The organism is Lachnoclostridium sp. An118, from assembly GCF_002160985.1.
Classification (GTDB): domain Bacteria; phylum Bacillota; class Clostridia; order Lachnospirales; family Lachnospiraceae; genus Claveliimonas; species Claveliimonas stercoravium.
This window is the reverse complement of sequence record NZ_NFLQ01000003.1, coordinates 175,319-192,896: the sequence shown is the minus strand read 5'-3', so window position 1 is coordinate 192,896 and position 17,578 is coordinate 175,319. Positions and strand designations below refer to the sequence as shown.

Annotated in this window: 17 protein-coding genes; 1 reads left to right on the top strand and 16 read right to left on the bottom strand. The window is 46.9% G+C overall.

Annotated features, from left to right (window positions below; genetic code table 11):
* Position 1 precedes the first annotated feature (1 nt).
* The 16 genes from B5E62_RS03960 to B5E62_RS03880 all read right to left on the bottom strand — a co-directional run bounded on the left by B5E62_RS03960 (position 2) and on the right by B5E62_RS03880 (position 15,802).
* Positions 2–1,009, bottom strand: coding sequence for a bifunctional lytic transglycosylase/C40 family peptidase (locus B5E62_RS03960; protein ID WP_087173368.1), 1,008 nt, complete (start codon positions 1,007–1,009; stop codon positions 2–4).
* Positions 1,006–3,147 carry a CD3337/EF1877 family mobilome membrane protein gene (locus B5E62_RS03955; protein WP_087173367.1) on the bottom strand — a complete coding sequence of 714 codons (2,142 nt, stop codon included), beginning with the start codon at positions 3,145–3,147 and terminating at the stop codon, positions 1,006–1,008. Before B5E62_RS03955 ends, B5E62_RS03960 begins: the two co-directional genes overlap by 4 nt.
* On the bottom strand, positions 3,147–5,594 hold the full coding sequence (locus B5E62_RS03950; RefSeq protein ID WP_075877381.1) for an ATP-binding protein: 2,448 nt from the start codon (positions 5,592–5,594) through the stop codon (positions 3,147–3,149). Before B5E62_RS03950 ends, B5E62_RS03955 begins: the two co-directional genes overlap by 1 nt.
* Positions 5,581–5,970, bottom strand: coding sequence for a conjugal transfer protein (locus B5E62_RS03945; RefSeq protein WP_075877382.1), 390 nt, complete (start codon positions 5,968–5,970; stop codon positions 5,581–5,583). Before B5E62_RS03945 ends, B5E62_RS03950 begins: the two co-directional genes overlap by 14 nt.
* Before the next feature lie 159 nt (positions 5,971–6,129).
* Positions 6,130–6,633, bottom strand: a complete 504-nt coding sequence (locus B5E62_RS03935; RefSeq protein WP_074137156.1) for an antirestriction protein ArdA — start codon at positions 6,631–6,633, stop codon at positions 6,130–6,132.
* 17 nt (positions 6,634–6,650) lie between these two features.
* Positions 6,651–7,148, bottom strand: coding sequence for an antirestriction protein ArdA (locus B5E62_RS03930; protein WP_087173365.1), 498 nt, complete (start codon positions 7,146–7,148; stop codon positions 6,651–6,653).
* Positions 7,123–7,359 (bottom strand): hypothetical protein, encoded by a 237-nt coding sequence (locus B5E62_RS03925; RefSeq protein WP_060815474.1) that lies wholly within the window; start codon positions 7,357–7,359, stop codon positions 7,123–7,125. Before B5E62_RS03925 ends, B5E62_RS03930 begins: the two co-directional genes overlap by 26 nt.
* A 76-nt stretch (positions 7,360–7,435) precedes the next feature.
* A complete protein-coding gene (locus tag B5E62_RS03920) occupies positions 7,436–7,657 on the bottom strand; it encodes a hypothetical protein (protein ID WP_010817890.1) in 222 nt (73 codons plus the stop codon).
* A complete protein-coding gene (locus B5E62_RS03915; RefSeq protein ID WP_075877385.1) occupies positions 7,654–7,794 on the bottom strand; it encodes a DUF3789 domain-containing protein in 141 nt (46 codons plus the stop codon). Before B5E62_RS03915 ends, B5E62_RS03920 begins: the two co-directional genes overlap by 4 nt.
* A 15-nt stretch (positions 7,795–7,809) precedes the next feature.
* Positions 7,810–9,000 (bottom strand): MobT family relaxase, encoded by a 1,191-nt coding sequence (gene mobT / locus B5E62_RS03910; RefSeq protein ID WP_162610251.1) that lies wholly within the window; start codon positions 8,998–9,000, stop codon positions 7,810–7,812.
* Positions 9,001–9,239: 239 nt separating this feature from the next.
* Positions 9,240–9,671 carry a hypothetical protein gene (locus B5E62_RS03905; protein WP_162610248.1) on the bottom strand — a complete coding sequence of 144 codons (432 nt, stop codon included), beginning with the start codon at positions 9,669–9,671 and terminating at the stop codon, positions 9,240–9,242.
* Positions 9,652–11,031, bottom strand: a complete 1,380-nt coding sequence (locus tag B5E62_RS03900; RefSeq protein WP_087173363.1) for an FtsK/SpoIIIE domain-containing protein — start codon at positions 11,029–11,031, stop codon at positions 9,652–9,654. The genes B5E62_RS03905 and B5E62_RS03900 overlap by 20 nt, the downstream gene beginning before the upstream one ends.
* A gap of 71 nt (positions 11,032–11,102) precedes the next feature.
* Complete coding sequence (locus tag B5E62_RS03895) at positions 11,103–11,714, bottom strand: SAP domain-containing protein (protein WP_087173362.1); 612 nt, start codon at positions 11,712–11,714, stop codon at positions 11,103–11,105.
* Between the two features lie 82 nt (positions 11,715–11,796).
* On the bottom strand, positions 11,797–12,183 hold the full coding sequence (locus tag B5E62_RS03890; RefSeq protein ID WP_021401038.1) for a YdcP family protein: 387 nt from the start codon (positions 12,181–12,183) through the stop codon (positions 11,797–11,799).
* 15 nt (positions 12,184–12,198) lie between these two features.
* A complete protein-coding gene (locus tag B5E62_RS03885; RefSeq protein WP_087173361.1) occupies positions 12,199–12,525 on the bottom strand; it encodes a YdcP family protein in 327 nt (108 codons plus the stop codon).
* A 232-nt stretch (positions 12,526–12,757) separates the two neighbouring features.
* Positions 12,758–15,802, bottom strand: coding sequence for an SrtB-anchored collagen-binding adhesin (locus tag B5E62_RS03880; RefSeq protein ID WP_087173360.1), 3,045 nt, complete (start codon positions 15,800–15,802; stop codon positions 12,758–12,760).
* Positions 15,803–16,159: 357 nt separating this feature from the next.
* On the opposite strand from B5E62_RS03880, the gene uxaC reads away from it, so the two are divergent.
* On the top strand, positions 16,160–17,575 hold the full coding sequence (gene uxaC, locus B5E62_RS03875; protein ID WP_087173359.1) for a glucuronate isomerase: 1,416 nt from the start codon (positions 16,160–16,162) through the stop codon (positions 17,573–17,575).
* The last annotated feature ends 3 nt before the right edge of the window (positions 17,576–17,578 follow it).

The window sequence follows — 17,578 nt, the reverse complement described above, 5'->3', positions numbered from 1 at the left end:
TCTATTGCTTAATTCTGCCAGCTCCAATAAGGTGCTGTTGCCAGTAACTATTGTTCAAATCAGTGTAGCCTATCGGGTCGCCAGCGTGGTACATCTGGTTATTTCCCACATAGATACCGACGTGGGTTACATACGTCCCCGCATTGTAGGTACTGTGAAAGAACACCAAATCCCCAGCCTGTGCCTGTGAAAGGGGGATATGCTGGGTAGCGTCATACTGTGCCTGTGCCGTTCTCGGCAGACTGATACCAGCCTTGCCATAGCACCATTGAACCAGCCCCGAACAGTCAAAAGAAGTGTTAGGATTGCTCCCGCCGTACACATAGTCCCAGCCTTGATATTTCAGTGCTTCGTCCATGATTTTTTGAACGGTCGCATTATCGAATTTTGTAATCGTTAAATATTGGTTGACTATCTCTACATAGAACATATTCCCGTAAGCATATCGCCAGCCACCGTTGCGGGCGACAGCAATAGGGTTCGTGTAGGTGACTTTCTTCCCGCCAGACTTGTCACGGGCGAAATTCTCTGCCAGCGTGAAGCTGTGCTTTTTTCCATTGGAAGCTACATAGCCGATATAGCCACCGCCATAGTTATAGGACTGTATCACCACGTTTATATCCTCTATGCCTTGATTTTCTGCTGAAGAAAGCAGGGACGCAAAATATTTGCACCCCTGCTTGATTGAACTTTCCGTATCAAGGGAATTAGGCGGTAAGCCCATGCTCTCGGAACTCTGCATAACGTCCTCGGCTGTCCCGCCACTTTCCACCTGTATGATTGCCAGCAGATAGGGGACGTACTCGGATATGCCGTACTCTTTAGCGTATTTCTCTACCATAGGCTGATGTTTCAAGACCTCTGCGGACAGGTTCATGCCCGTTACCCATGAGGAAGAACCACCGCCCCCGTCGTCGTCCTCGGCACTGATAAGCACACCAAAGAAAAGCACTATCGCAAGAAGAAAGGGAAACAGACTGCCGATAAGGGCGATATGTCTTAGCTTCATTTCTTATGTCCTTTCTTTCCTGTCATGTTTAGGGTCGCTTTCTTGATGGTTCGCTCTTTTCTGGTGGTCTGCTGGTTCAGCTCTACACCATTGAGCCTTGTTCCGTGTTTCTGCAATACAGGTTCAGCAGATTTTGAAGCAAGCGGACGCTCCTTGACAGGTTGTGCTTTCGTCGGCTCGGTATGTACCCTGTCCGTAGTGACAGGACGCTTGATTTCCTGTGCTTTTCCTGTATCTGTCTTTGACGCAGGAGAAGCAGTCACAGGTCTGTCATGGGGACGGGTAGCTCCTGTTGTCGCTGATCCGTCCGTCGCTTTGCCAGACTGCTTTGCTTCCTGTGCCTTTTGAAGTTCTATACGCTTGTCAGCGATATTCTGTCTGTGTTGCTCACGCTTATCGGCACGCTGGCTCTGTCTAGTTTCCTGTCCCTGCACAATGCCACGCTTGAAGTCGGACACATTTTCCTTTGCCTTTTCCTTAGCGGAGTGCAGGGCATAGGCGGTCTGTGTCGGCATATCCTTGATATTCTCCTTGACAGCCGTTGCCTTGTCCTTGACCTTGTTTTTTGTATCAAGCACCGCACCTATGGCTGAACCCGCTCGGCTTCCAAAAGAAGTATTTTCTCGGCGTTCTTTTCTGCCCGTACCAGCTCTAGTAGATTTCCCAGAACCGTCATTCATGGTTGTTCCTGCTACTGTACCAGCCACCGCACCAGCAACGCTTCCAGCACCGACAGCCCTTGCGATACGGTGTTCCATACGCCTAGCCCTGTGTCGCATGAACATGTACGGGCGACGGAATATCCTGCGTCCCATGCTCTGGCTGTCCCCAGCGTTTAAGCTGAACATACTCATAAGGTCGCCCAGCTTCATGTAGATACCTGCAAAGCACACTATCTGTAAGAACGCAATCATAAAGAACGGGTAATCGGTAGAGATGTTGTAGAACATACTGGAAATGGAAAAAGCCACCGTGACAATAAGGGTAATGCCTGCCCTTGTCATAATCGTATTGAACACTCGCACGATTGCCTGTTTCGCCATGTTCTCATAGCTGGGTATCATAGAAAGTAAAAAACTGATAGGCAGGAACATAGCGAAGATGATAAATAATATCTGGGAGAATATCATCATGCCTGTAAGCAGGAAAACGAATATCGTTATCCCCAGATTGAAGATGAGCAGGAAGAACACCATTCCCAGACGGTTGATGACCTGCGGTATCGTCAGATTGTCATTGTCGTTATCCTCGATTTCCGTTTTCACCACGTCCTCACGGGTCGCCCCGTCGTCGGCAGAGGGACTAACCGATACCAGAGCTTCCACACGGTCAGCCCCGATTTCCTCTATATCGCTGTTCCCAAACTGCAAAAGTAGCCACGGCTGTTGTACCTGTATGGAAAACAGGCTGTCCCTTATCAAGTCCACGCTGTCTTTTCCCGCACTGTCGCTGTCGGGAAGCATGATTTTTGTCCCCAAATCCAGCGAAGCCGTGGAAATGTCCGAAGAAAAGTCATTGATTTTCTTGATATAGTCGGGAGCGTAGGCAATAAAGGAAGCGGACAGCACGAACACCACAATGAAATTGATAACGGCGTGTAATGCCTTGCTGGTTTCTCGCTTTATCAGTCCCGTGTAGGCTACATAGATACCCACGATAAGGATAATGAGAAGCAGGAAGCCCACATAGAAGCCCGTACTTCCAAAGCCGTTTTCCGTCACGCCCGCTAGGGTCTGTATGCTCTTGCCGATACTGTCTGCCATGTCGTTGATGAAGTCCAGCTTATACGCCTGCTGGACGACGTACCCTGTGGCGTTACTTAGATACAGGCTGATAGTCCAGATAAAATTGGTGATACAGTAAAGCCCGTATTGTACAGATTTCCCGATACCGTCCAGCCAGTTCCACGGAAGCCAGCCCCAGCTATTGTCCACATAGAAATCAAGCTGGTAGTTTTCCAAAGGGTACTGCGAATACAGGTTGTCCGCATTGACGGTATCATCTACCAGCCCAGAAGCGTGTGCCACTGTCCCCAATAGGGAGAGCAGAGCAATGGTTGTCAGTACCACAATCACAGCTATCTTGAAAAAACGAAAGAGCTTCTTTTTTGTCAGAAGCCCCTTTATCCTATCTTTCATCACTCCACCTCGCTTTTCACGGGCGGTCTGGTATCAAAGGCGTGCAGTAATTCTTCAAAGACAGGGTGTATCTGCACCACGCCCACACGCCCGTACAAATCTTGAAGTAGGCATTGTCCGTTCTCCAAGTCACGAAGTCGTTTCTGGTTGTTCTCGTCGTCCTTGTCGATACCGAAAAATTCAAGGGTCTGCTTTATCTCATTGATGTCGGTACTTCTAAAGGCAAACTTCAAGCCGATATTGTTCTTTAGGCTCTCTTTGGACACGTCCCCAGAGGATTGCGTGACGAAGTACACGCCTGCCTGCATAGCACGTCCCGCACGCACCAGCTTGTTTGAGAGGGTTTCTCCCTGCGCCACATTGAGGAACGCCCACGCTTCATCTAAATCCACTATTTTAAAGATACTGCGGTCTGAATGAATGAAGTCTAAGGCAAAGGTACTAATGACAATCAGCATAGCCACGGACAGCAGTTCAATGGTGGTGTATTCCTCAAAGGTCGTGTCCTTGTCGGGCAGTACCAAATCTGCCACCTGTATGATATTGAGCTGGTTGTCCAAGCTGATAGCGTTAGATACCGAACCGTCAGAGAACAGCAGATGTGCAAAGTCATAGTCCGTAAAGCTGTCGATATGGTCGGCAATATTGCGGGCTATCGCCGTGTCCTCTCTGCGTAGCTCGTCTATCACATGGAGTAGTCCTCGCTGATCGCTCTGGGTCACGGCTCGCACCGCTTTTCTAAGGACAGGGAACTTCTCACCGTCCCTAGAGGAAATCCCCGTAAGGAATGTGAGAATATCTATCGCCAGACTTTCAGCGTCCTTTACATTCTTCATAATCACGAACGGGTCAAGAAGCCCAGCGTTTTCCTTATCGCTGGTAAGGTTGACGATATTGATTTCATGGGCTATCTCTGGGAGCGTTTCTTTCCAGTTGCCACGCTCTGATTTAGGGTCAAGGATAACCGCCTGTCCCCCAAAGAGAACAGAATAGTAAACGATAAGGTTATTGCAGAACGATTTTCCACCGCCCAGCGAACCGACAAAAGCAGAAGCCAGAGCGTTGGTGACTGTCCCTTTCACGCCTTGACTGGCAAGAGAGGGCTGTAAATAGACGTTTCTTCCTGTATCTACGGAATAGCCGATATAGATACCTGTATTCTCTCCAAGCTGTTGTGTCGCCCCGAAGCCAAGACCAGCCAAGAAGTCGGATTTCACATACTGAACATAGTCATTGATGTAACGCTTGCTGGCGGGAAGAAATTCAGAGTGAAGCCCCAGCATATCCCCAGCAGGTCGGACTAATTTTACATTGAGGTCGTCGTAAAAGTCCTTGACCTCATCACAGCGTCGTTTCAGCTCGTCAAGGTCTGGAGCTGATACACGGATAACGTAAGAAAGTTTATACATACTTTCCTTGCTCTGGTCGAGGTCGGTTTCCAGCTCGTCCACGCTGTCTAATGCGTCCACCACGTTTGAGCTTGTTTCGCTTCCAGACTGATAGGCGTGGTTGTCCAAGTCTTTCAGCTCTTTCTTTTTATTTCTCACCGTGGAAAGTGCCTTGCGGTTGCCGACGATTTCCACATTCATGCTCGTATCAACAGGAAACGTGAACTGCTGTTGCTGGAAATAGAAGATTTCCGACGACGGAAAATCCAGCTCGCCCACAATGGCGTTGACGGTAAAGTAGGACACGAAGCTCTCGCTGTCCTCATGTTCCAAACGCAAGTATCGCTGGCTTTCCTCTATTAGACAGCGGGTCGGACGGATAAGGTCGTACTGCTTGATAAGCGTTGCCTTTTTCAGCTTCTTCTTTGGAAGCGAATACTCGTAGTCCTCATACGCCACGCCGTCCCTGCCGTAGATATGCTCGATAAGATACCCGAAGTCGTTCTTGTCCAAGCGTCGGAACTTGAAACGGCGGGAGATTTTATTTTCCAGCAGTTTTTCCATTTTCATGTAGCGGTTGATTTCATCATCTGGCATGGAGATAAAGTCATTTATCAGTGTATGGTTGACCTCGTTCAAAAACTCTTTGAATGTCATAAACGCCGATTTCTTCATGCTGTCAAGGCTGACCTTTTCCTCTGTCACAATGAGCTTGAAGCCAATAAAAAAGCGGTAGTCCACTTGATTGTCCCCAATCATGCTTACTAACGCTTCTGTCTGTTCGTCTATCTTCTGTATCGCCACATCACGAAGTCGTCCCGTCACCAGCTTTTTTGACTGCTCCTGTATGCTTCTTATGGAGCTTTCCGTCGCTATCTGCAAGGCGTGTATCTTTCCCTCACGGGACTGTGCGATAAGCTGACGGAAGCTGTCATGGACGATAAACTTCTGCTCCGCTGACAGAAAAGAATAGTTATACGGTATCAGCTCATAGTAGGCGAATACCTCATTGTCCTTGTTCCAGACAAGGTTGTTGTCGATATATTTAATCGGGAACATACATCACACTCCTAACTGCCGTGACGGGTTCGCTGAACACTTCCTTTTCCAGCTTCACGGCTTTTCCTGCATAGGTCACTTTTGGTCGCAGGACAAACGTAATCTGCGATTTCAAGAAGCTGTAAGGCTTCTTGCCGTCAAAGGTCTTTTGGCTCATAAACCATGTGAGGGCAACAGGAATACCGAAGTATTTCAGAAATGCCCCCTCGATAAACGATAACGGCGGTAAGTCCCCTAAGATAATGACGGCAAACTCCGTGATGACAAACCACGTTATCTGGGTAAAGGTAACAGGAAACGGGAGAGTAAAGTCATTGATTGCATACAAGACCTTCTCCACGTTCCAGATACCTGTGTAGCTCTTAATCTTCTTCAATTCGTTTCAGCTCCTTTCATTGTTTTTGCCGTGTTCCTCACGGCATAGAGGTATCCCCTTGCGGGATTTCGTTGTAATGGAAAAGGACAGCCATTTTCAGACTGTCCTTGATAGAAAAAGCTGACAGTAGCGACCTTGCCTGTCGCTGATCTGCCAGCTCTAATATGGTATCTCGCATATCCCACGGCTTGTTTCAATGAATGTCCCCTCTATGGACAAGTCCCTGCCGTATGCTTCATAGTCGATATAGTTCTGTAACGGTAGCGGTATCTGTCCCAATACCTGTAACTCATCAATGAAGTAATAGGCAACGTCGGTCATATCCTCGCAATTAGGATAATAATAAATCTCGTCCTTATGCTCGTAGACTTCTTCCAGACTTCCATAGTAGGAAACAAACTCGTCCAGAGCGTCCGTGATATAGTCGGGAAGCTCACAAATCATGTCGTACATCTCGTTGAGTTCTTGAATGGAGATATACTCCCCGATTTCAATGGGAAAGTTGTCGGTATCATGGACAGCGTATTCCTCATAATAGCTGTTCAGCCCGATACGCTCCGCAACATCTTCCTCGTCGATAGGGAAAGAGAACCAGTCCCCGACAAGTTCACCCTCATTGTACTTGCCAAGATTAGCGATATACACCCTCATGTCGTCAACCACAGGCACACACCTCTTTTCTACGGAAGTTCATAGATACCGTGGTCGGTTTCCACAAAGCGTCCGTTGTCGTCAAGATACTGCCCGTAGGCTTCAAAATCGAAATAGCGAGTGACACTCTCACTAAGGGAAGTAAAGTCTGGGTCGTTGTATAGTATATGGCGGGCAACGTCCGTCATGTTCCTGCACCATGAATAATGAATGATGTTGTTTCTGTATCGGTGCAGTTCGTCTAGGTCAGTGAAATAGCACATCAGCTCCCCGTAGTCCTCTTTCAAGTCAGAGGGCAGGCTTTCATAGGTATGGTACAGGTCGTCGAGTTTTTCAATGGTGGTATCTTCCTGCACTTCATCAGCAAAGGGAAACTCCTTGCCCGTGATGTAATAATAGTCTGTATCTACATCAATCCCCAGCAGTTCTTCCACCTGTTCCGTGTCGATAGGCAGGGTGAACCAAAAGGCTCGTATCTCGCCGTCTGTCGGCTCTCTGGCTTCAATCTGCACACGCATTTCTTCCATGTTTCATCACGTCCTTTCTTTGTAACGCTTCCTGTATGACGGTGTAAGGCACACCGAATACATAGCGTGAAAAATCTTCCAACTGTTTCTTAGGGTAGTCGGACAGGCAAAGGCGTTTCATCTCAAACCAGACCGCACGCTTGTAGTAGGGCAGGTCGGAGAGATACGGACACCCGATTTTTGCCTGCATATCCGTAAAAATATCTTTCAATCAACCACTCCAATCTGAAATTTGAGTATAGAAAAAGCGGTTGATCTCCAAAGGAGTAACCGCTTTTAACGATAGGCTACGCTCCAATGATACGGTTGAACAGCTCTAACAGCACGTCCTTGACACCGCCTGCATTGAATACCAGCCCGACGGCGATTAAGGCAATCACAAGGAAGCCGATTAACTTAGAAAACTCTCTCTTAAATCCTAAGTAGATACCGATTACCACGATTGCCATAAGCACCAAGCTCTGGGCGTTGCTTAAAAACCAGTTGTATAAGTTCTGTCCGAAATTCATTCTTTATCAATCCTTTCTTTCTTGATTTCTTCCATTTGTTCGTCAGCCATTTTGCTGACCTGTGCGATACTCATAAGTACGACACCGATACCCATTCCCAGCGATACCAGCACCAAATCCTTGACAAGTTCTGCCATAATCTCAATTCTCCTTTACTCTGTGATAAGCTCCTCTGTGTCCACTGTCTGCTGTCTGATTATCTGCAAGTGCTTTTCCGTCAGCTTTGCGTTGTCCTCAATCTCTTTCAGATAGGTTGTACTGTTGCCAGCGTCTATCTTTTTCAGCATTTTAAGCGTAGGTGCGACCTGTCGGCTTATCCAGCCAAGCGTCCTTTCCAGCGTGTAAGGTTCTGGGTCTGTCGTCAGCTTGACAGGCGGGCGGTCTTTCCCGATAAACCACGCCCAGCGGTCATTGAGCTTCCAGTCTGTCTTTCGCTTCTCTGGCTCTCTGTCCACGAAGCGGATATAGTGATTGATGATAGAAAATGCCGTCTGTTCTGCGTCATAATGGGTCAGCAGTTCACGGACGGCATAATAGGCTCTTTCATCTTTCAATCGTATCTCAAAGCGGTTCTTTATGGGTGCTTCCTCAATCGGTATTCCCAGCTTTGCGTACTGCTCGTAGTTCTTCTCGTAACAGCAGAAGTAGACTTCCGATTTCAGAGAGCCGATATACAGCGTGTGTCCCATGCCTGCCTTGTCCTGCTCGTTGTGCTTCACCAGCTCACCCGAAGCATAGGACTTGAAAGAACGGAACAGGGAAACACATTCCTCACGGTTGCATTTGGCGGTCAGATCTGGAATATCCAGTATGCCCGCCCTGTCGTTAATCGCAAGGTCAAGGCGTTTCATCACACCGCCCTCAATGAGTGCGTCCATGAGGAAGTCATACCAGCTACGCTCCTGTGCCAGCAGATAGCTTTCAAACTGGCGACAGCCTTTTCCTTTCAGTTCCAGAAGCGTGCCTTTTTCCTCATCTTGTGAAGTATAGACGAACACATCACCCAGATAGTAATGTTCTGTGTACTTGTAGTGTCCGTAGTCCTCATGGAGCATATAGTCAATGTTGAGCTTCAATATATCTTTGATAACGTGCTGTATATTCAGCGTGGGGAAACGGATACGCACATAGTCGAACAGCAGGAACATGGGAGCGTCGGGATTGAATTTCTCGACCGCTTCCATGAGCTTTTCCTGCATATCGTCCGTGAGCTTGACCTTTCCCGCTTCGATACGGTTCAAGTGTTCACGGCTAACATTAGCCATGATTGCAAGCCTTGTCTGGGACACGCCGTAAGATAGGCGTTTCTCTTTCAAGGCGGTGATAAAGGTGCTTTCATTCAGCCTGCATACCCCCAATCGTGAAAGTGTGATATTTTCCGCCGATTGTCACAGTCGGTCAGTAGTTTCAGAAAACCCTTATGCCAAGCGGGATTTCCAGACTTTTTGACCGTAGTTTCCAGCGGAATTGTGCCCCTCTGTTAGATACCGAGGGGCTTCTTCGTGGAGCAGGGCAAGCCCTGCTCCACAGGACGGCTTACACGGTCTGGGTCGCTCCGCTGACCGTTCCAGCCGTCAGTGGTTCAGTCAACACTTGTTACGCCCGTATAAACTACGATAACGTCGGTATCGGCAGAAAGGCATTTTCTGACAATCTCTTTGTCAATCTTATATTCATGGTATATCTGTCTGAAAAAATCCTTATCCACCACAAGGAACGTAAAGCGGTAGTTGAACCCATGAATGGAAAGCCATTCGTCCAGCACGACGGAAAAAAGCAACGGAAGTTTCAATCTCCCAAGTCCCGCTTCTGTCAGAATATCTTCCATGCGTGCATGATAGGCTTCTGTCGGAAATTCCTCACATTTATCGTCAGTCGTGCCAGCGACACTTTCCAAATCCGCAAGAAAGCGGTCAAAGTCTACGCAGACACCCTCGACGTGCAAATCTGCGGTAGGGTCGCTGTAACCCATTTCTAAAAGTCCCATATATTTTTCAATTCTCCTTTCGTTCATCTGATACGGCTTGCCTTGCCAGTGCAAGAGAGCCGATAGTCTGTAAAAAATCATGCCCCTTTGGAACAAGGGGAGTGTAAAACTCTGATATAACGCTCGTACCCACGTCACAATAGCCACGTCCTTTGATACGCTTCTGGAAGAACTGTTTCTTTACGTCGCTTCCAAAGAGCATACCGTAGCCAAGCTCGCTGATACGTCCCAAGCCCACACGGAAGTTGAAGTTATCTCTGATACCGTCGCTGAAATACTTTGCGTCGGGTCGCTGGCAGGCAACAATGAGAAAATAGCCCGCCTGTCTGCCAAGCATGACGATTTTCTTTAGCTGGCTCAAAAGGCTCATGCTTTCCTTTGTCCCCAGCATTTCCAAGAACGCCACATACTCGTCAAAGATAAGGAAGCAGGGCGGTAACCCCAGATAGGCATAGTTCTCGCCCGTCTTGTAGTCTGGGTGGTGCTTCATTTCCTCGCTTCGCTGTACCATGCCCTCATAGAACGCATTGACACATTCAATCATATCTTCTTTGGTGTGGTACACGTTATCCATGACTGTACCCAAGTCCGCAAGGTCAGCGTTCTTAGGGTCTAAGATGTAAAGATGGGCGTTGGTCTGCAAGAGGGCTTCAATGATTGTCAACAGGAAATAGGTCTTTCCACCGCCAGTCCCGCCACAGATAAGGGCGTGAGGGAGTGCGTCGTATTCCCATGTGAGGTTCTTCATCAGACGCAAGCCCCCGTTTTCAGCCTTTACCTCGTCAATCGTGATACGGTTCGCTATCATGTCATAGAGCAGGGTGTATTCGATATAGCCGTCATGGAGTGTCTTGTCGGTCAGCTCACAGTAAAGCCCGCTTTCCAGCTTGTCTTCCAGTCTAAGGAGCTGGTCTTGATACTTTCCCAAAGAGATTTCACAGCGGATATGGAGCAAGCCCGTGTCCATTTGATAATAGATTTTAGGAAACCAGACGATTTTTTCCCTTGATCTGCTCTGCAGGTCAGTGAAAAAACCGCTATCCTGTACGGTCTGGGCTTCATACCACTTATTATCCAGTATCATGCGGGAGAGCTTTTGGCGGTGTAATAGCTTCTTGAAGCTGTCATGGAAGAAGCGGTAATAAAGAAAAGCGACCAATGCACAAACACCAGTCGCTATCCCTATGGTTATGAAGTTGTATGTGGAAAGCGTCACACCATTATCAAGCAGGCTGAAATGCTCCCAATCGGTACGCATGAGCTGTCCTATGTTCAGTAGCAAAAGAACCGCTACGAACAGGAGCAGGAGCGTACCCGCGCAGAAGCGGTACACAAGGTTCTTGTCGCTGGCTCTGATACGCTTTCCCTTATATTTCAAAATGTTCATAAACACCCCTTTCTGGATATGAAAAAGCGGTCAATCGTAAAAATTAACCGCCGTACACCTTATAAACACTGTTATAAGTATTCACTTAATAAGTCCATGTTTTCATCTACTAAATGCTGAGTATATACTTTTGGACGTGCAGAATTTCTAACTTTTTTCCATAGGATTGAAGCTACTTTTAGCTTGTTTTGAAACATACTATTTTTTTCATCAGCACAAAAATCTTTCAAGAATTTATTCCACTCACAAGTTGAATTATCATATTTTGCATAATCCGAGTTTTGATTATACACATCAAGCATATCTTGAATGGTGAAAGTTATATCATGGTCTTTTTTTACTTTTCTCCATGCTGTTGCCATATCTGCTGTAAACTTAAAATTATCAATGCCTGTCAATTTTGAAAAATAACTTCTGAATTTGGAATTAAAGGAAAATCCACAATCAAGCAATGGACAGTCTAAGGATATTTCTTTACATACCTTTTTAGAATGATATACATGTTTTTTCTTAATTAGATTTCCCTTAAAATATTCCTCAATATTGTGGTTTAATTCTTGCTTTGTTCCTGTATAATCTATTCCAAGATTTTTGCATATTTCAGATAATTCTTCACGATACCAATAATACCTTAAAAAATCATCATAGGATTTGATTTCACGAAATTCTGGACGTTTACCCAATTCAAAACACCTCACATTGTTTTATTGTACAACAATTATATATCTATCTATTACAACCTACAATGAAAACATGGTTCAACGATTATTTTTTCTGCTGTCCCTGCGGAGCGTGGTTCTGTGGATTGCCTGCGGGCTGACCGCCTTTATTCTTCAATACAATGTCGTCTGCCTTGATGTACCATTCCACGTCTGCCCCTCGATAGTTGGCGTTTGCCACGGTATCGGCAACAGGATTGATAAGCTCCACCTCGGCATTGTACGGATAGTCTTTGACAGGGATTTCCGCTGGGATAGATACCTGTATTGTGCGTTCCTGCTGACTGCACTTCAAATCATAGGTTCTACGCTTGATTTCCTCGGTGGTCGTCCCGTCCTCATTCTCCACACGCACCTCATGTCTAAGGGCAGAGAATTTCAAAACACCGAAAGTCTTTTCCTTATCTAATACAATTCCATTCGCTAATCTCATAGTCTGATACCCCCTTTACTTGCTTTCCTCGGCTGGAAGCATATCATCAGCCGTTAAGATATAGTTTGTGTAGCCACGACCTCGCACGTTCTTTCCCTCGGCGGTAATCTTTGGATTGACGAGCTTTACTTTTTGCTCATACTTGAAACGCTTTTCACCAGCCTTTGCGGGAAGCACCACGATAATGTCGTCGGCTCTCTGAATGTCGGAATACAGGTTATAGCTTCTTGTCACGGGAACAAAGCGACCATTGACACGCTGTTGCTCTACCTCGTTTTCTCCTGCAAACTCTAAGTTACCAAAAGTCTGTGCCATGTTAGGCACGATATATTTCAATTTCATGTATTCATACCTCATTTCTATAAAATCTGTTGATTGTTCATGCTTTTATTCTGGCTGGCGGTGTGATACCCGTAAGCCCCCAGACCGTCAAGGGCAGGTAAATGCTTAAAAGCACCCTTGACTGTCCGTGTGCTTACAGGTGGGTGGCGGACAAGCCAGAATAAAGGGAAGCTCCGCCGTTTCCATGTATCGGCGGGGAACGTGATTTCTTCATCATCATAAGCAGATTATCCTATGAGCGTTTACGACGCTTGATGAAGTATGTTCCTGCCACGCCTGCACCAGAGAGAACAAGAAGCCCTAAGAATAAGGCAATGTTTGTATTATCACCTGTCTTTGGAGCGTCGCTTGTTTTTGTCGGTGTATCTGGTGTGGTCGGCTGTTCTGGTGTAGGTTCTTCTGGTGTTTCTGGTACTTCTGTGATTGTCACAGTCTGCCCGTCGTCCTCAATGTCCTTATGCTCTGTAACCTTAGTCGGTTCGTCTGGATTGCTCAAATCGTATAATTCCTCAAAGGTCACAAGCTCTTTTCCGCCCAGCTCGGAAGCGTCGAATGTAAAAGCAATCTGTACTTCCATGCTTTCACTGTCAGCAGTAAAGGTATAGTCATTTTCAACACGTTCACCATTGATAATAAGCTCAGCGTTTTCGTCCTTAATCATCTGCCAGCCTTTGAGCTGATACTTAGTGCCGATTTCCAAGCCGTCAAGAGTAACGGTATCAATGATTGTCACGTCTTTTCCTGCTTCAATCTCTTTCTTTCCGTCCTCGCTGGTCGCTGTGGTATGGATAGAGATGATACGCTCCGTGATAAGCACCGTCTGTCCCTCGTCGCTAATGTCCTTATGTTCAGCCACCTTTACAGGCTCGTCCTCGTTGGAAAGGTCGTAAAGTTCCTCAAAGGTTACAAGGTTCTTTCCACCTAAATCAGACGCATTGAATGTATAGGAAATTTCCACTTTCATTTCTTCATCATCAGCGGTAAAGGTATAGCTGTTCTCTACACGCTGTCCGTCAATAAGAAGCTCGGCATTTTCCTCTTTCAACATCTGCCAGCCTTTCAACTGATACTTTGTGCCTTTTTCCAGCCCGTCAAGTGTAACCGTGTCAACGATTGTTACCTCTTTGCCAGCGACGATAGACTTCTCGCCGTCCTTGCCTGTGGCTGTGGTATGGATAGAGATTTCTTTCTCGTATTCATCAGTGAGTGTCCCTAAGTCAACGGTCACGTTGTTTCTGGACACCACGATTTCAAACGGTGGGATAAGCTCAAAGCCTTTGTTGCCCTCACAGCGTAATTCCTCAATGATATAGGTATCGTAAAGCAATGCACCCTTGCTGTCGTCTGGCTCACTTGTTCCAAACCAGATACCGTCCTCGCTGGTCTTTCCTGCGTTGGTGTTGTGCTTGTGGGAAGCCCAGTCAGAAGAAGTGGAGAACTGCCCGTTATCATCAGTTACGATAACATGGCTCTCACCTGTGGTCTTGCTGGTGATCCTAAACGGAACTCCCGCAAGACGCTGGTGTGTGCCAGCACCAATCTTGACACCCTCTAAATCGCCACGCTTCACTTGATTGTAGATTGACGTGTCCGTACCTGTAAGGTCAACGATTTTTCCGTCCTCTGTGATTTCAAATTCAATCGGTTCTGCACCGTCCGTCAAATAGCCCTCTGGTGCTTTGCTTTCCTCGATACGGTATTTTCCATAAGGTAAAAGGTCAGCAGAAGTAGAAGCCACGCCCTCAATATCGGTAAGGATTGTCTTTACCACTTCATTCTTGTTGTAAAGTTTCCCATCGACAAGTACGACATTGTCATTTAAGGAAATGATTTCAAATTCAGCGTCTTTCAAGGTCGCACTTCCTTGACCTTTGGTATCGCTGGTTTCCAAATCTCGTTTCTGGATTTTCACACCGCCACGGATAACCTTATCTGATACATGGTACTGATTGCTTCCAGACAGTACGGCAATGTCGCCGTCCTCGGTAATCTGTGTAAGGTACATTCCCTTAATCTGTTCCTCGCTACCGTTTGCCTGCATATATGCACCGTCAAGAAGATAGCCATTAGGAGCTTTTGTTTCCTCAACGGTCAGCGTTCCTAAAGGAAGCACGTTCTTTCCGTCCTGTGTATAGAAGCTGTCCCCAGATACCTTATATTCATCAGAAAGGCGGGAAACGTAATGGATAGTGCCGTCGCTATCCTTTTCAGCGATTGTCTTTGTCACCCATGTCTTTGTCGGCTCGCTAGGAAGATTGTCGGCGGTATAGTGTCCCGCATAGAATTTCCATGTGAACTCCGCACCATCTAGGGAAGCGTCGCCCTGTGGAGCGTCTTTCTGTGTTTCCATGTCAATCTTGAAAAGCTCAATCAAGGTGTCTGTGACCTTTGGCGTATCTGATACATTGAGTGTCGCTGTCTTGCCAGCTTCCACATTTAAAGAATAGACAGTGCTGTCCACCTTATAGCCAGCAGGAGCAGAAAGCTCTTTGATGTAGACTGTGCCAGCCTTTACTTCCACAACATCAGTATTTCCGCTGTTATCAGTCGTAAGGGTGGCAAGCTGTTTCGTACAGTCCTTATCAGAATAGACACCATATGTCGCACCAGCGATAGAGTAAAGCCCGTTTCCGTCGGTAATGCTGGCATTACTGGAAGTCTTTTTAAGGGTGGCATTTCCTACGGCAAGTTTCGCCCAGAACTGTCCAATGTCCTGTCCCTCGCCAGAGTAGATATAACCGCCACATTCATAGCGCCCCTTGTTCTCGCTGGCAAAGGCTTTCGCCCCAGCGTAAACCTCGTCCTGTACGGCTTTTGAGATTTCATCATAGGAAGCTCTGACGTTATCGCATTGCCAGCCAAGATGAACGCTCAATCTCTGCCATACGACGCACTGTTCAAGAAGATAAACCTGTTTATAGTTCAGCTCGCTGTGGCTCTGTGCGTACTGCTTGACATATTCCAGAGAGAGGGCAACGTCGGAAATCTGGTCGGCACTCATGCGTGTGCTTGCGTCGGCTCTGGTCTTGTAGCCGTTCTTGAAGTTGGTGTTGATGTCCACGCAGTAGGCAGTTTCACCCTCAACTTTCATAATGCCCTCATTAAAGGTCGAACCGATAGAACCGTCATTCATAACCTTTTCGATATAGCCTGCTCGCTCCGCTCTTTCTGTCCAGTATTGCGTTTCAGAAGCGTGGACTGCCGTTGTCGGCAAAGCGGTAACGATAGTCGCAAAGGCAAGGAAGCCTGTGGCTAATCGCTTCAATATCTTTTTCATAGCTTTTAAAATTCTCCTTTCGTTTGGATATAGAAAAAGCCGTCCATTTCTGAACGGCTGAAAATAGAAAAGGAACGTCAATATCGGCGTTCCATAATCTACTTGCGATATTCAATTTTTAGTTTATCAATACTGATGTGCTGTACCATATCTTTGCAAATCTGGGATTTCTAACGTATCAAGGCTCATTCAATGGTAGTAAAATCGTAGTAATTTGAAGTATTTAAACCCTTGAAAATGCTGATAGATACAGTGTTTTAGCGGACAATCAGATTTTTAGTTGTTTTTTATCGTCAAAAAAATTATAATAGGTGTAAGCGCTTACAAAAAAGACAAAAGGTATAGGGAGGAAGGAATATGAAACCATTTATGGACAGGGATTTTTTGTTGACGACCCCAACGGCGCAGCATTTATTTCACGATATTGCTGAAAAAATGCCGATACTGGATTATCACTGTCATATCAGCCCGGAGGAGATCGCAAAGGACCGGAGGTTTGAAAATATGACACAGGTCTGGCTGGGAGGAGATCACTACAAATGGAGGCAGATGCGATCAAACGGCATAGATGAGTACTATATAACAGGAGATGCCCCGGACTATGAAAAGTTTCTGAAGTGGGCAGAAACACTGGAAAAGGCAGTGGGAAATCCCCTGTTCCACTGGAGCCATCTGGAGCTGCAGCGGTATTTTGGGTATTACGGTGTGCTGGATACAGATACGGCTCCTGAGGTCTGGAAGATCTGCAGCCGGAAGCTTCAGGAGCCATCTATGAGCGCCAGAAATCTGATCCGGCACAGCGGGGTCACTCTGCTGTGCACGACAGATGATCCGGCTGACGATCTGCGGTGGCACAGGATCCTGAAAGAAGATCCGGAGTTCACGGTGCAGGTACTGCCTGCCTGGAGGCCGGACAAAGCTATGAATATAGAAAAGCCGGACTATGTAGATTATCTGAAAAGGCTGGAAGAAGCGGCGGACATGAAGATAGAGAGCTTCAGAGATCTGAAGGAGGCGCTGTGCCGCCGGATGGATTTCTTTGACAGTATGGGGTGCCGGGTGAGTGACCACGCACTGGAATACATTATGTATGTTCCGGAGACGGAGGAAAACCTGGAGAAAATTTTTTCATCCCGGCTGGCGGAAGGTACTGTGTCAAAGGAGGAGGAGATGAAATTCAAGACAGCCTTTATGAGCTTTGTGGCCGGGGAATATGTGGAACGGGGATGGGCTATGCAGCTTCACTGCGGATGCAGACGTGATAACAACAGGAGGATGTTTAACAGACTGGGACCGGATACTGGTTATGACTGTATTTCCAACTATAGCCCTGCCGGGCAGATGGCGGATTTCCTGAACGGACTTCAGGAGGAGGGAAGGCTGCCCAGAACGATCATCTATAGCCTGGATCCGGGAGACGATGAGCTGATTGGCTCTCTTATAGGATGCTTTCAGGATGGGAGCGCAGTGGGAAAGCTGCAGCAGGGTGCAGCCTGGTGGTTTAATGACCACAAACAGGGAATGGTGAAACAGATGACATCTCTGGCAAATCTGGGCCTGCTGGGCAATTTTATCGGTATGCTGACAGACTCCCGGAGCTTTCTGTCCTACCCCCGCCATGAATATTTCCGGCGGATCCTGTGTGAACTCATCGGCGGATGGGTGGAAAACGGGGAATACCCCTGTGATGAGAAGAGGCTGGAGAGGCTGATCAAAGGGATTTCCTATAACAATGCCGTGCGGTATTTTGGATTTGACCTAGAAGAAAGATAGAGG